Genomic DNA, 14,500 nt, shown 5'->3' with positions numbered 1-14,500 from the left:
CAGGCCCGTTGCAGCTCAGCTGCAGCGGGCCTGATGACCTCGGGGGGTCAGTTGTCGTCGGGCTTCGGAATGTAGCCGGTCTGGATGAGCTTGGTGCCGACGCGGCGGGAGATGAACGTGCCGCGGCCGGCGGGGAGCGGGGCGCCGCGGATGCCGCCCCAGAGCGCGCCCTCGTCCTTGGTGCCGCTCATGATCAGGCCGGGGCAGCCGAGGTCGCGGATGCGCTGGATGATCGGGTCGTACATCGCCCGGCCCGCACCGCCGAAGCCGCGCGAGATGATCAGATGCAGGCCGATGTCGCGGGCCTGGCTCACCAGGTCGGCGACCGGTGCGAGCGGGTTGCCGGACGAGGTCGCCACCAGGTCGTAGTCGTCCACGATGATGTAGATGTCCGACCCGGACCACCAGGTGCGGTTCTTCAGCTGGTCGGGCGTGACGTCGGGCCCGGGCATCCGCTTGCGGAGCGACGACGCGAGGTCCTTCATCATCGAGCCCGCCGCGTCGGACGAGGCCGCGTACGAGATCAGGTGCTCGGTGTCGATCGCCTCCAGCAGCGAACGCCGGAAGTCGACCATCACGATGCGGGCGTCCTTCGGCTCGTGCCGAGCCACGATGCCCTTGGCGATCACCTCGAGCAGGTTGGACTTTCCGCACTCGTTCGAGCCGAACACGACGAAGTGCGGCTCCTCGTCGAAGTCGAGGTAGACCGGCGCCAGCTCGTCCTCGTCGATGGCGATCGGCACGCCCGACCGGACATCCGCGCCAGCCTTCGGCAGCGACTCGAACGGCAGCTCCAGCGGCAGCAGCCGTACGGGCGGAGCAGCAGGACGCTGCCAAGCCTGCGCGACCGACTCGACCATCGCCTTCACGCCGTCAGCGAGGTCCTCGGCCTCGTGCACGTCGTCCACTCGCGGCAGCGCGGAAAGGAAGTGCAGCCCGTCCGGCGAGAGGCCGCGACCCGGGCGGTTGGCCGGCACGTTCGTCGCCGCCCGCCGGTTGACCTCGGAGTCGTACGCGTCACCGAGCTTGAGCTCCAGCCGGGTCTGGATCACGTCCTTGATCGTGATCCGGAACTCCGACCACTTGTTCGCGGTCAGCACGACGTGGATGCCGTAACCGAGACCGCGCGCAGCGAGCTGGGTGATCGTGGCCTCGAGCGTCTCGTAGTCCTGGCGCAGCGTCATCCAGCCGTCGACGACGAGGAAGACGTCCGGCGCGAACCGGTCCGGCGCGATCCGCCCGGTCCGCCGCAGTCGCCGATACCCGGCGATCGAGTCCACGCCGTGCTCGGTGAACATCACCTCGCGCGACTCCAGCAACGAGGTCAGCTCGCCGATCGTCCTGCGTACGGCGTCGGTCTCGAGCCGGGCCGCGACCCCGCCGACGTGCGGCAGTCCCTGCAGGGCGGACAGCGTGCCGCCACCGAAGTCGAGGCAGTAGAACTGCACCTCGTCCGGCGTGTGCGTCAACGCGAACGAGGACATCAGGCTCCGCAGCAGCGTGCTCTTGCCGCTCTGCGGACCGCCGACGATGCCGACGTGCCCGGCCGCGCCGGACAGGTCGATCCAGAGCGGGTCGCGGCGCTGGTCGTACGGACGGTCCACGATCGCGACCGGCGCGTGCAGCCGCCCGCGGCCGTCCCACTGCACCGTGTTGAGCCCGAGCTCGGCGGAGACCTCGAGCGGCGGCAGCAGCTCGTTGATCGTCGGCGGCTCGTCCAGCGGCGGCAACCAGACCGCGTGCGCCGGCCGACCCTGGTCGCGAAGCTGGTCGACGACCAGGTCGAGCAGCACCTTCTGCGGCTCGGTCGACTCCGGCTGCTGCTCCGGCTCCTGGAGCGCGACCGGCTCCGGCGGCAGCTCCTCGACGGGCTCGGCCTGCGGCTCGACGTAGTCCGTCGTGTACGCGGTGATCTGCGGCTGCCGCTGCACGGGCTCGCCCGCCACCGTGCGCACCGCCTCGACCGCGGCCTGCGCCGCCGGCCGCTTGTAGATGCCCGACACGTACGCGGCGCGGAACTGCACGAGGTTCTCGGTGGCCACCTTGAGGTAGCCGTGTCCGGGCTCGCGCGGCAGCTCGTACGCGTCCGGCACGCCCAGCACCACGCGGCTCTCGCCGGCGGAGAAGGTCCGCAGACCGATCCGGTACGACAGGTGCGTGTCGAGCCCGCGCAGCCGACCCTCCTCCAGTCGCTGCGAGGCGAGCAGCAGGTGCACGCCGAGCGACCGGCCGAGCCGGCCGATCATCACGAACAGCTCGATGAACTCCGGCTTCGCGGTCAGCAGCTCGGAGAACTCGTCGACAACGACCCACAGCGACGGCATCGGGTCGAGCGGCGCGCCCTTCTCGCGCGCCTCCTCGTAGTCGCGCAGCGAGGCGTAGTTGCCGGCGGAGCGGAGCAGCTCCTGCCGGCGGTTCATCTCACCGGCGAGCGCGTCCTGCATGCGGTCGACGAGGATGAGCTCGTCCTCGAGGTTGGTGATCGTCGCCGACACGTGCGGCAGGTCGTCCAGCCCGAGGAACGTCGCACCACCCTTGAAGTCGACCAGCACGAGGTTGAGCACGTCGGACGAGTGCGTCATGGTCAGGCCGAGCACCATCGTCCGGAGCAGCTCGGACTTACCCGAGCCGGTCGCACCGATGACCAACCCGTGCGGGCCCATGCCGCCCTGCGCCGACTCCTTGATGTCCAGCTCGACCGGCACACCTTGTGGCGTCACGCCGAACGGCGTCCGCAGCCGCTCGCGGGAGGGGCGCGGCCGCCAGACGACGGCCGGGTCGATCGCGAACGCGTCCCGGATGCCCAGCAGGTTGGTGAGCGTGAGGTCGGTGAGGACCGGCTTCTCCTCGACCTCGACCTCTTCGGTCGCCTCGACGCCGGCCGGCGTGGTCGAGCGCAGCGGGGCGAGCTGCCGGGCGAGGGACTCCATCTCCGGGACGCTGAGCCGGTCGGCGGTGCCGAGGGACTGCCGACGAGCCTGGCCATCGGCGTCCGTACGGACCACGGCGACGTCGTCGGCGCTCACGTGCAGCCGGAGCATGCCCTCGCCGCCACCGCGGACCGCGGTGCCGGTGAGGTCGAACAGCGTGATGCCGTGCGGCGGCGCGCTCAGCAGCCGCGCGTCGTAGCTCGCGTGGCCGCCGTCGAGGATCACCACGATGTGCGGTTGGTCGGGGATCGGGGCGCCGTTGGCGGTGAAGTACGGCCGGTTCTCGGTGAGGTTGCCGAGGAGTCGTTCGAGCTCCGACAGCGAGGCCGTGACCAGCCGGGCGTTGCCGGCGCCGTCGTACGTCGTGGGGTGCAGTGCGTGCGGGAGCCACTTGGCCCAGTCCCACTCGCCGCGCCGGTCGGGCCCGACGCAGTACGCGGTCATCAGCTCGTGCGGCGCGTGCAGCGACACGAGGTGGCCGAGCATGGCGCGGGCGAGCTCGCGGATCGCGGTCGGGTCACCCTCGAAACGGATGTGCGCGAACCCGCGGAGGGACAGCGAGATCGGAACGTCGGGGACGACGCGGTACGTCTGGATGAACCTGCGCAGCGCGCCGGCGGAGACCGGCTCGAGATCCTCGACCGGTTTCGTCTCCGGGGCGACGAGGTTGAGCACGAACTGCTGCGGCCCGCGGGCCACGCGTATGTGCCCGAAGTCCCGGTCGGCGGCGCGGCGCTCCCAGAGCCGTTTGCTGAGCGGGATCGCCCAGAGGTTGTCGGGATCGGGGTAGCGCCACTCGAGGCCCTCGCGCTGCTTCTCCGCCGCGGACCGTACGCGCCGGCGCAGCTGGGAGAGGTAGCGCATGTAGTCGCGCCGACTCGCGTCGACCTCCTGCTTGCGCTCGTCGCCGCGCCCGCCCATCTGGCTGAAGTACATGCCGAACATGGACAGCGCCATCATGCCGCCGGCGACCAGCCGCATGGTGTCGCGGCCGGAGGTGAACAGGAACGCCATCGACGCGCCGCCGGCGAGCATCGGAAGGATGCCGATCATCTTCTGCATCGACGAGCCGGTGGTGACCTCGGGCAGCTCAGGAGGCGACTCGAAGAGCACCTCGCCCTTCGGCATCGGCGGTGGCGGCCGGCGAGGTGGTCGCCGGTAGAGCGTCGTGCTCACGTCGGACCCCTTTCCCCGTCGGCGTGAGTCTGAGTCGGTCTGGGGTGAACTTTAGTCGGGTAGCTCGACAGACGGTCGCCGGCCGAGGCGTGGACGTCCAGATCTGGGGATAAGTCGGCGATGGGGTCGGCTTGTGGACGAGAACCGGGCCAGTGCCCGGCACGGGCCACGCCCAAACGGCCGGCGTGCGGTGGTGGGTTTGGCCGGGGGCGAGACGTGGACGGTAGTCTCCGGGGTCGGCGGGGGCTTGGCCAGGGTGACAAGAAGGAGCCGTACGTGGTCGACGCGACTAGTGGAGTCGAGCTCTGCCGCGTCACAGTGGTCGCACCCCGGACGCGGATGGACCTCGCGCTGCCCGCCGAGGCGCCGCTCGCGGACCTGCTGCCGACCCTCCTCCGGCACGCCGGCGAGAACCCCGACGACCCCGCGTTCCTGCGCACCGGCTGGGTCCTCCAGCGGCTGGGCGAGACCGCCTTCGACCCGTCGCAGCGCCTGTCCGTCCTCGGCGTACGAGACGGCGACGTCCTCTACCTCAGGCACCGCGAGTCCGCGCTCCCCGAGTTCTCCTTCGACGACGTCGCCGACGCGATCTCCACCGCCACGAGAAGCCACCGCCCCGCCTGGCAGCCGTCCGACACCCGCCGCGTCGGCCTCGTCGCCTCCGGCCTGTTCTTCGTCGTGGGCGCCCTCGTCGCGCTCGGCAGCGGCCCGTCGTGGACCGTCCCGACCGTCGTGATGCTGGTCGCCGGCGTCGGGCTCGTGCTCGGCGGCGTGGCGATGTCCCGCGCGTTCTCCCAGGCCGGCGTCGGCGCGTACCTCGGCGCCTGCGGCGTGGCGTACGGCGCGCTCGGCGGCCTGCTCGCGCTCGGCGGCGACAAGCCGCTCCTCGCGTTCGGCCCACCCCATCTGCTGATGGGCTGCGCCCTCGCGCTCGTTCTCGCGACGCTCGCGGCGTTCGGCATCGTGGCCGGCTGGGACGGGTTCTTCGGCGCCGGCGCGGCCGCGACGATCGGCGCGATCGCGTGTGTCATCAGGCTCGCGTTCAACACCGACGCTGCGGCGGCCGCGGCGATCGCGGTCGCGATCACGTTGGCGATCGCACCGTTCGTGCCCACGTTCGCCGCCCGCCTGGCCAGGCTGCCGATCCCGCAGCTACCCGCCGGCGCGGACGACCTCCGCCGGCAGACCGACGTCCTGCCCGGACCGACCGTGCTGCAGCAGGCGATCACCGCTGACCGGCTCGTCGCCGCGTTGATGGCGGCGACGACCGGGGTCGCGGTCATCGGCAGCATCTTCCTGATCCGCGACGACAGCTGGTTCGGGCCTGCGCTGACCGGCGTCGTCGCCCTCGGGCTGCTGCTCCGAGCGCGGCACTACCTCGGCAGAACCCAACGCCTGTGGCTGATCTGGGGCGGCGTCGCGTGCGCGTTCCTGCTCGTGTTCCGCCTCGTGACCGACCAGCACAACGCGACCGTGCTGCTCATCGTCGGCCTGCCCTGCCTCGTCGTCGCCGCCGCGCTCGGCGCGTGGGCGGTCACGATGCCGGGCCGCCGGGTGTCGCCGTACTGGGCACGCGCGACCGACCTGTTCGAGGTCGTCGTGCTGCTGGCGGTCGTCCCACTGACGCTCGGCGTGGTCGGCGTCTACCAGATGATCCTGGAGTGGCTCGGCTAACAGCTCAGTCGATCGTGTGCCCACCGTTGACGGTGAGCCGCGTCCCGGTGACGAACGAAGCCGCCTCACTCGCGAGATAGACGACTGCCGCCGCGATGTCGTCCGGCACGCCCTGCCGGCTCATCGGCGTCTCCGCGATGTACCCCGCCGTCGACGCGCCCTCGTGCCGTTCGACCGGGATCCAGCCCGGCGCGACGTAGTTGACCGTGATGCCGTGCGGCCCGAGCTCACGCGCCCACGAGCGGGTCAGCCCGAGCTGCGCGCCCTTCGCCGCGACGTACGCCGACGAACGTGGCAGCGCCCGCTCGAACATGTCCGAGCCGATCTGGATCACCCGCCCGCGCCCGCGTTCCTTCATCGCCGGCAGCACCTCGCGCAACAACAGCGTCGGCGACTTCACGAAGAACCGCAGCTGGTCGAGGTGGTCCTCCCACGTCAAATCCTCAACGGGGACAGCAGGTTGGGGACCGGTCGCATTGCACACCAGCACGTCCACCGGCCCGAGCGACGCGGTGACGCGAGCCACCAAGTCGGTCACCGCGGCCTCGTCGGTCACGTCCGCCCCGAACGCCTCGGCCACTCCGCCAGCGGACCGGATCGACGCGACGACCTCGTCAGCGAGCGCGGCACCCGCGTGATAGTTCACCGCGACGGCATGCCCAGCACGAGCGAGGTGAACGGCCATCACCGCACCCAGCCCGCGCGAGGCGCCGGTGACGAGCGCGCTCACGAGCCCAGCAGCCGCTGCTCGGCGTTGCTCACGGTCATCTGCCCGAAGGCCAGCTGACCAGGCGCCGCCACGGCCAGCACCCCGGCCGGCATCTGCGTCAGCCAGGTCGCGCGGTCAGGGGCCAGGCCGAACGCTCGCCGCGCGATCTCCGCGGCCGTCGGCTGCAGCCGCTGGGTGACCAGCAGGTCGTACGTCCGCAAGACGTGCAGGTCGGACGGCGTGATCTCGCGATCCACCGAGGCGAACGTCTGCCACTGCCCCTGCTCCCACCGAGGCAGCGCGCGGTTGTCGCTCGTCGCGTCGATCACCAGCGACGGCCGCGTGATCGTTCCCGTCGCCGTCACCCGCGAGCCCGCCGGCAGCACGGTGAACCACGCCGGACCGCGCGGAACGGACTGCACCAGCCGGCTCCACGCCGACACGGTGTCGGTCACCACGGTCACGTGCGCGCCGAGCGCCATCGCCCGGTACGCGATCAGCTGCGCGAGCTGACCGGCCGAGTGGATGCACAGGCGGACGGGCTGCGCGCGGAAGAGCCGTACGACGAGCACGCCGTCCTGGCCGGAGCCGAGCACGACCCCGCCGGGCGGGAGGCGAACGGCGGCGCCGGTCAGCTCCTCGGCGTGCGTCGCGTGTCCGGGCACGGCAGGCGCCATCCTCATGCCGGTCCACCTCCGAGCGGGATCGTGGCCAGCAGGCCGGGGACCTGTTCGCCGTCGAGCTTGGTCAGCCCGAAGCCGCTGCGGGACAGGCCGCGGTACAGGTGGTCGATGCCGGTCCGGGCGTTCCTCGGACCGTCGGAGGTGATGCGGACGAACGCCGAGCAGCGCACCTCGTTCTCCGGCGGCCACGACAGCGACAGCGACGCGGTCGCCGACAGCGCTGGGAGCCCGGCCATCGCGTTCAGCAGCTGCGCCATCGACGGCAGCCCACGGGTCGGCCACTTGCGTACCCACGCCGTCGCGTGCGCGGACCCGTCGCAGGTCCAGGACAGCCAGGTCTCCTTGCTGCGGCGGACCCGGGCGGCGGGCGGCACCTGCCGGGGGTCGGACGCCGTGGTGAGCTGGAGAACGTCGCGGAGCTCGGCCTCGTCGAGGGACTTGCAGGGCAGCCCGGACGACGACAGCACGCGGGTCGCCGCGGCGGCGGCACGACGCAGGCCGCGCCGGATGCCGTCCTCGTCGTCGCTCTCCAGCGCGAACGACGTCCCCGACCACGACGGCTCCAGCCGCAGCGCGATCCACCACGACACCTGAGCCGGCGCGGCCGCCGCCTGGTTGACCTCGTGGTACGACTCGGCGAGCTGGGCGCCGTACGGGCCGAGCGTCGGCGCGGGCGCCGGAACGGTGCGGACCACGAGCTGCGCGGACGCCAGCCGTACGCCCTCCGCCTGGCCGATGTCGGCGAGCGCGCGCAACGGCACGTTGACGGGCTCGGCGGACGAGATCAGGTCCTCGCCGTCCGGGCCGAGGACGACGACGTACGCCGATCCGTCGTAACAGACGCCGATCTGCGGCCCGCCGCGCTTGCCCACGATCGAGGTGAGCTCGAGGTCCGGCAGCCACTCGCGCAGCGGCGCCAGCTCCGGATCGTGCGGCGGCGCGATCTGGGCGCGGGACGACCGGGAGTTGAACCTCAGCCACACACCGATCGCGCGCCACAGCGGCCGCGCGTTGACCGGCACGAGCGTGAAGACCGCGACCACGATGACGGCCAGGGCGCCGAGCAGGATCAGCAGGCCGCCGCGGCCGAAGCCGACCGCGAGCAGCCCGAGCGCGAGCTGCCAGCAGATCAGCGGGCCGAGCGGGACCGGGCCGAGGTGGCGGCCGAGGTACGAGCGGGCCAGCCGGTGCCGCGAGTTCGCCGGCCTCCGGGTGCCCTTGCGCTGCGCTCGGCGCTGCGCGGGGCGAGGCCGGGCAGGAGCGGACCTGGGTTGCTGTCGTACGGCAGACACCCTCCGCGCCCTTCCCTTCCGTCACTGGTCGAGACCGGGGCCTATCCTAGGCCCCGACATGCAGACGCGACGCGACCAACTACAGGCCTACCGGTTCCTCATCAAGCGGATCCTGGCATCCCTGCTCGGCAACCACCCCGAGTCGCCCGAGCAGCCGATGCGTCGCGTGATGGTGTCCACGTTCTCCGGGATCATGGTCGGCATCCTCGCCTGCGCGGGCGTCGGGCTGTACGGCTGGCTCACCGGCAACAGCGCCCGCGCGTGGCAGAACGGCGGCGCGCTGATCGTCGAGAAGGAGACCGGGACCAGGTACATCTATCGCGCGGACGAGAAGATCCTGAACCCGATCGTCAACTTCACCTCCGCGCGGCTGCTGCTCGGCGACGAGGTGAAGATCCAGCGGGTGTCGCGGGAGTCGCTCGCGGACACCCCGCGCGGACCTGCTCTCGGCATCCTCGGCGCGCCGGATTCCCTTCCTGACAAGGACAACATCGTCTCCAAGCCGTGGACGATCTGCAGCAAGGAAGTCGCCGCGGACCAGGGGACGAAGCCCGAGGTCGACGTGCTCGTCGGCCGTACGGACCTCGGCACGACCGACGTCGGCGACCAGGCGCTGGTGGTCTCCTCGGGCGGCAACACGCTCTGGTACGTCGGACGGGGAACGCGCCACGAGACCGACAAGCCGTCGATGCGCAGCCTGCTGCTCCCCGACCTCGCGAACACCACGGTCGGCCTCGCCTGGCTGAACGCCGTCGCCCCCGGCGAGGCGCTCAAGCCGCTGGTGATCAGCGCGCGGGGTAATCCAGGGCTCGAGGTGGCCGGCAACCCGACGACGATCGGCCAGGTGTTCACGACGCGGGCGATCAACAACGAGGTCGCCTGGTACGTGATGCAGGCGGACGGGTTGTCCCAGATCACCGAGACCCAGGCAGCGTTGCTGTACGGGGCCGAGGTGAACTTCCAGCCCGCGGGCTCCACCGGCGCGACCGAGGTCTCGATCAGCGCGATCAACCAGGCACCGCAGTCTTCCAAGCAGCTCGACACTCAAGGCCTGCCGCGCGAGATCCCGAAGAGCTTGGGCCTGGTGAGCGGGGCGGGCGCGACCGTCTGCGCGTGGCTCGACGAGCCCGGCAAGCCGCTGCGGATCACGACGGGCGGCGAGCTGCCCGAGGCGGCGGCCGGCACCGAGTCGGACGCGGGCGTGGGGACGGGGCTCACCGCCGACCACGTGACCGTTCCCTCCGGCCAGGCGGCGATCGTGGCGGCTCGGCCGTCGGCCGACTCGCCGCCGAGCGCGTTCTACCTGGTGACGGACGCGGGGGTGAAGTTCCCGGTGCCGAACGAGGACACGCTCGCCAAGCTGGGCTACGGCGGCGTGAAGCCGGTCGAGGTCCCGTCCGCGATCCTGCGCCTCGTACCCCAGGGTCCGGCGCTGAACGTGGAGGACGCCGGCCGCCCCGCGCCTGTCGCTCCGCCTGTCGCCGCACCGGCCAAATAGAAGATTCTCGGCGAGTTATCCACAGCTTGACGTAGCCGACTTGTCGCCGACCGGGCGTTTCGGGCTAGCGTTGTGCTCGCGTTGGAGTGCCAAGCAGGTTCTCGACCTTCGTATCGTCGCCGAAGCAGACGGGGGACGAGGTCAACGGAACCGGCACGCACCCCTACTACGTCAGGTATGGCGCGAGACATGACGCCGGGGAACAACGGCACCGGGAGACGCCCGGACCGACCGAGGAGGTAAGTGTGGGAAACGTCAGCCAAGACCGAGCTGCGATGGGTCAGGCTGCCGACCGGTGCGAGCAGGCGCTCAACACCATCGACAGCATCCGCGACCGCATCATCCAGAGCAAGGACGAGCTGCGGGCGACGTGGCAGGGCAACACCTCGCTCACGTTCGAGAGGGTCATCGGCACCTACGAGGAGAAGCTGAAGAGCATCCTGGACACGCTCAACGGCCTGATCGAGAAGCTCGGCAAGACCAAGATCAACTACGAGGCGATCGAGCAGGGCAGCCAGGAGTCGATCAGCAAGTTCGACGCTCTTCTCAACAACAAGACCTGACCCGCGACGTACTTGCTTGACGGACTAGACGGAGGATCTGATCGACTATGAGCGACGGCAGCTTCACTCAATGGAACGCCGGCGCGATGACGCAGGCGGTCGCCGACCTGCGTAGCGCCTACCGGATGACCAAGGACGAGCTGGACGACCTGGAGACAGTCGTCGAGTCTCGCCTCGCCGAGTGGACCGGTGACGCCCGCGGCGCGTACACCACGGCGAAGAAGCAGTGGGACAAGGACGCGAACGAGCTGAACGACGTGCTCGAGCGGCTCGGTGCGGGCGTCGAGGACGTCCACGGCAACTACAACCAGGCCGAGCGCGACGGCGTCGGCATCTTCGAGGGCTGAGCGGCTCTCGGGCACCAGACGTGAGATCTCGGCCATCGCTTCGGCGGTGGCCGGGATCTTGTCGTCTCGGCCGTCACGAGTGATTCTGGAGAGGGCCGAAGGGAGGGACACCATGGAGCCGTTCATCGCCCGCCAGGGTGACGTTCTCATCGTCCGCGTACCCACGATGCCGACCGGCACCCGCCCGGTCCCGCGCGACGACGCCGGCCGCGTCGTGCTCGCGCTCGGCGAGGTCACCGGGCACGCCCACGCGATCCGGGACCCGGACGCCACGTTGTACGAGCTCGCCGACGTGGACCAGCGGTTCCTCGAGATCACCCGCGAGGTGACGCTCACGCACGAGGAGCACGGCGCGATCACGCTCGCGCCGGGGACGTACGAGGTACGCCGGCAGCGCGAGTACGTCTCGCCCAAGCGCCCGCCGCGACTCATCGCGGACTGATGGCGCAGCCCCCCGAGCGGCTCACCAAGCAGCAGCTCGGGCAGGCGGCCGCGACAACGGCGCGCTGGAGCCGCGTCGCGATCTGCACCGACGAGGCCGACTTCCCGGAGTTCGAACGCGGCGCCCAGGCTCTCTACGCGGCGAACGACCTGCCCTGGCCGGACCGAGTCGTCCGCGTCTCCTCACCGATCGTCGGCGCGCTCGCCGCGCCGATCGCCGACTGGCTGCTCACCCGCCGCCGCGGCGCCCTCCGGCGACGCGGCGCTCCCCTGGTCGACCGGCTGGTCCGCCGTACGCTGCGCCGGTCGCGCGTCGACGACAACGCACGGCAGGCGGTCACCGACGCCGTCATGCGCGCCGTCGGGCTGCCCGTTCCGTCGCGCGAGCCCAAGGCCGCGCCGGTCCGGGTCGACCCGGTCGTCAACGAGTTCCAGGACGCGCTGTCGTTGGCCGCCGGGACCTCGCTCGGGATCGGCGCGCTGGTCGGCTGCGTGGGCGCGTTCGTCCTGGCCCGGTTCCAGTTCGACCTGTCGACAGGCTGGGCGGTCGTCCTCGGGCTGGTCGCCGGCACGGTGATCGGCGGGCTCGCGGCCCTGGTCCTGTCCGGGTTGGTGAACGGCATCATCGCCGCGTACCGGGGCGAGCCCACGTTCGAGACCTCGACCCTGCGCGGGGCGCGTCCGTGGACGGCCGGCGATCAGGTGGACGCGACGATCGTCCGTCCCCTCGAGGCGCTCGGGGAGGCGATCAACGGCGCGGTGTCAGAGGCGGTCGACGCAGCGGTCGCGGGCGCCGTCCGGTTCGGGTGGATCGATCGGGCGTTCCCCGCTCCCCGTCCGATGGTCGGCCAGTGGGACGTCGCCCAGCTGGCGAGGGCGGAGTTCGTCGGCACGCTCGGCGCCGCGGAGGCCTTGACGAGCACGGTCGGCTGGTGGTGGCCGCACCGCTCGTTCGTCCTGGTCACCGACCGCCCGGGGCTGCTCCACCTCGACCCCGACGACAGCCTCCGCCCGCACTGCGAGGACGACCCCGCGATCGTCTGGCGGGACGGCTGGTCGCTGTGGTTCGTACACGGCGTCCGCGTGACCCAGCAGATCGTCGAGGCGCCCGGGACGCTCCGGGTCGACCGGATCACGTACGAGGAGAACGCCGAGGTCAGGCGCGTGATGATCGACCGGTACGGCACCGAGAAGTACCTGCGCGCGGCCGAGGGGAAGCTCGTTCAGCAGGACGACTTCGGCGAGCTCTGGCAGCTGCGGCACGGCGCGGAGCCGCTGCAGTTCGTCAAGGTCGTGAACTCGACTCCGGAGCCGGACGGCACGTTCCGGGACTACTGGCTGCGCGTGCCGCCCGAGGTGACGACCGCGCACGAGGCGGTCGCGTGGACGTTCGGCTTCACGCCGGAGGAGTACCGCCCGCAGCGTCAGACCTGAGGTCCAGCTTCCAGGTCTGCTCGACCAGGTCGGCGCCCCAGCTGTGGTGCTTGCCCTCCTCGACCAGCTGGAAGCCGGCGCGCTGGTAGATGCGGCGGGCGTCGTGGAGAACGTCGTTCGTCCACAGCACCAGCTGCTCGTACCTGGCGCGCCGCGCGAACCGGACGCACTCCTCGACCAGGCGCTTACCGATGCCCATGCCGCGCGCGCCGGGCTCGACGAGCAGTAGCCGGAGCCGCGCGGTCCTGTCGTCGTCGCGTACGCAGAACACGCAGCCCATCGGCTCGCCGTCGACCTCGGCGATCCAGGCGGACTCGCGCCTCGGGTCGTGGTCGTCCACGTAGTCGGCGACGATGCGCGCGACCAACGCCTCGAACGTGGTGTCCCAGCCGTACGTCTGGCCGTAGATCGCGCCGTGCCGGTGCACGACCCAGCCGAAGTCGCCGGCGCCGAGCGGGCGGAGCACGAACGCGGGCGGGCGTGGCGCGTCCTCGAGGATGCCCTGGATCGTCGCCATCGAGCCGACGAGCTTGCGCTGGTCCTCCTCGGGGAGGCGTTCGAGCAGGTCGGCGACCTCCTGGGTCTGCCGCTTGTCGAGCTCGCCGAACGTGCTCCAGCCCTTGTCGGTGAGCACGATGACCTGCTTGCGGGCGTCGACCTCCGAGCGGGCCTTGAGCACGAGGCCGTCGGACTCGAACCGGGTGAGGATCCGGCTGAGGTAGCTCGCGTCCAGGCCGAGCGCGCGGCGCAGCTCGACGGCGTCGGTGGCGCCGCGGTTGGCGAGCTCGTACATGACGCGGACCTCGGTAAGCGAGTACGGCGACTTGAGCAGGCCTTCGCTGAGCGCGCCGATGATCGCGGTGTAGAAGCGGGTGAACGCGCGGAAGACGCGCACTCGTTCGGCGGGAACCTCTGGCACCGTGCGCCTCCGGTTTGTTGGACTCGGTCCAACAAATACTATCTCGGAGTCACAGGTCCTCTCGGATTGAACGGGGGCAGGATCGGCGGACCGATCGGGATCCGTTCCTGTTCCTTGGTCTTGCCGGCGCGTACGGCGAGGGCCATGCCCCAGATCGCGGCGGCGGCGACCGCGAGGGCGCCCGCGCCGAGGATGAGGTAGCCGACCGCGATCGTGGCGGGCGCCGGGCTGGTGTGGACGGCGAGCGCGGCGACGATCACGACGATCCCGCCGCCGGCGACGGCCCACCAGCCGATCGGGAGCGGGCTGCGGCGCAGGATCCTGGTCGCCCGCACCATCCAGATCACGAGCAGCGTGGCGGCGACGACGAGGACCAGGCCGGCGACGAGGAACAGGACGAGGTTGAACTGGTCGCTGCTCTCCGCGTCCTGCGACGTGACCGCGGCGGGGTTGGTGGCGAGCTCGACGAAGATGGCCCGGCGGGCGAACATGGCGAACCCGGCGTACGCGAGCGCCACCACGGCGAGGACGGCGAGGGCGCCGATCAGGCTCTTGGTGAGTCCGCCGCTGATCTTGCCGGGCGGCGGGGGAGGCGCGGGCGGTTCCTGTCCGGGCTGACTGGGTGCGCTCGGCCAGACGCTGGGGCGGGTCACCTGCGGCGGCGTCTGCCAGGGCGCGGCGTCCTGGGCACCAGACCACGGCGGCGACGCGACCGGCTGCTGGTTGGTCCACGCGGGCGGGACCTGGCGGGACTGCTGGGGGAGCGCGAACCCGCAGCGCGAGCAGGTCTGCGCACCATCGGGTGCGTCGAAACCGCAGCGGGGACAGCGCATG

The 14,500-nt window shown here is 71.4% G+C and carries 12 protein-coding genes; 6 read left to right on the top strand and 6 right to left on the bottom strand.

The genetic code is table 11. From position 1 onward, the window contains the following. Positions 1 to 47: 47 nt before the first annotated feature. Entirely contained in the window at positions 48 to 4,106 is a 4,059-nt protein-coding gene (gene eccCa, locus JOD67_RS05895) for a type VII secretion protein EccCa (RefSeq protein ID WP_205116046.1), read from the bottom strand. A 276-nt stretch (positions 4,107 to 4,382) separates the two neighbouring features. On the opposite strand from eccCa, the gene eccD reads away from it, so the two are divergent. Further along, complete coding sequence (gene eccD / locus JOD67_RS05890) at positions 4,383 to 5,780, top strand: type VII secretion integral membrane protein EccD (protein ID WP_205116043.1); 1,398 nt, start codon at positions 4,383 to 4,385, stop codon at positions 5,778 to 5,780. Positions 5,781 to 5,784: 4 nt separating this feature from the next. Here eccD and JOD67_RS05885 read toward each other — a convergent pair whose 3' ends face one another. The 3 genes from JOD67_RS05885 to JOD67_RS41715 are packed head-to-tail and all read right to left on the bottom strand — an operon-like array spanning position 5,785 to position 8,464. Then, positions 5,785 to 6,510 (bottom strand): SDR family oxidoreductase, encoded by a 726-nt coding sequence (locus JOD67_RS05885; protein WP_307782291.1) that lies wholly within the window; start codon positions 6,508 to 6,510, stop codon positions 5,785 to 5,787. Next, positions 6,507 to 7,172: a hypothetical protein gene (locus tag JOD67_RS05880; RefSeq protein ID WP_205116036.1), complete on the bottom strand. Its 666-nt coding sequence runs from the start codon at positions 7,170 to 7,172 to the stop codon at positions 6,507 to 6,509. Before JOD67_RS05880 ends, JOD67_RS05885 begins: the two co-directional genes overlap by 4 nt. Further along, on the bottom strand, positions 7,169 to 8,464 hold the full coding sequence (locus JOD67_RS41715; protein ID WP_205116035.1) for a type VII secretion protein EccE: 1,296 nt from the start codon (positions 8,462 to 8,464) through the stop codon (positions 7,169 to 7,171). Before JOD67_RS41715 ends, JOD67_RS05880 begins: the two co-directional genes overlap by 4 nt. A gap of 58 nt (positions 8,465 to 8,522) precedes the next feature. Here JOD67_RS41715 and eccB point away from each other — a divergent pair, with 58 nt between their 5' ends. From eccB to JOD67_RS05850, 5 genes are all read left to right on the top strand, one after another. Then, positions 8,523 to 9,962, top strand: coding sequence for a type VII secretion protein EccB (eccB, locus tag JOD67_RS05870; protein ID WP_205116034.1), 1,440 nt, complete (start codon positions 8,523 to 8,525; stop codon positions 9,960 to 9,962). Between the two features lie 275 nt (positions 9,963 to 10,237). Beyond that, a complete protein-coding gene (locus tag JOD67_RS05865) occupies positions 10,238 to 10,525 on the top strand; it encodes a WXG100 family type VII secretion target (protein ID WP_205116032.1) in 288 nt (95 codons plus the stop codon). A gap of 47 nt (positions 10,526 to 10,572) precedes the next feature. After that, positions 10,573 to 10,872 carry a WXG100 family type VII secretion target gene (locus JOD67_RS05860; RefSeq protein ID WP_205116031.1) on the top strand — a complete coding sequence of 100 codons (300 nt, stop codon included), beginning with the start codon at positions 10,573 to 10,575 and terminating at the stop codon, positions 10,870 to 10,872. A 112-nt stretch (positions 10,873 to 10,984) separates the two neighbouring features. Then, complete coding sequence (locus JOD67_RS05855; protein ID WP_205116029.1) at positions 10,985 to 11,314, top strand: DUF8820 family protein; 330 nt, start codon at positions 10,985 to 10,987, stop codon at positions 11,312 to 11,314. Then, positions 11,314 to 12,747, top strand: a complete 1,434-nt coding sequence (locus JOD67_RS05850) for a DUF6745 domain-containing protein (protein WP_205116027.1) — start codon at positions 11,314 to 11,316, stop codon at positions 12,745 to 12,747. The genes JOD67_RS05855 and JOD67_RS05850 overlap by 1 nt, the downstream gene beginning before the upstream one ends. On the opposite strand, the gene JOD67_RS05845 is transcribed toward JOD67_RS05850, so the two are convergent. Beyond that, positions 12,710 to 13,666, bottom strand: a complete 957-nt coding sequence (locus tag JOD67_RS05845) for a bifunctional helix-turn-helix transcriptional regulator/GNAT family N-acetyltransferase (protein WP_307782290.1) — start codon at positions 13,664 to 13,666, stop codon at positions 12,710 to 12,712. The two genes, JOD67_RS05850 and JOD67_RS05845, sit on opposite strands and share 38 nt — an antisense overlap. Positions 13,667 to 13,704: 38 nt before the next feature. Continuing rightward, entirely contained in the window at positions 13,705 to 14,499 is a 795-nt protein-coding gene (locus JOD67_RS05840) for a zinc ribbon domain-containing protein (protein ID WP_205116025.1), read from the bottom strand. Position 14,500 lies beyond the last annotated feature (1 nt).

The organism is Tenggerimyces flavus (assembly GCF_016907715.1).
Lineage (GTDB): Bacteria > Actinomycetota > Actinomycetes > Propionibacteriales > Actinopolymorphaceae > Tenggerimyces > Tenggerimyces flavus.
Note: the sequence above shows the minus strand (reverse complement) of the source record. Positions and strands in the feature narration are given on the sequence as shown.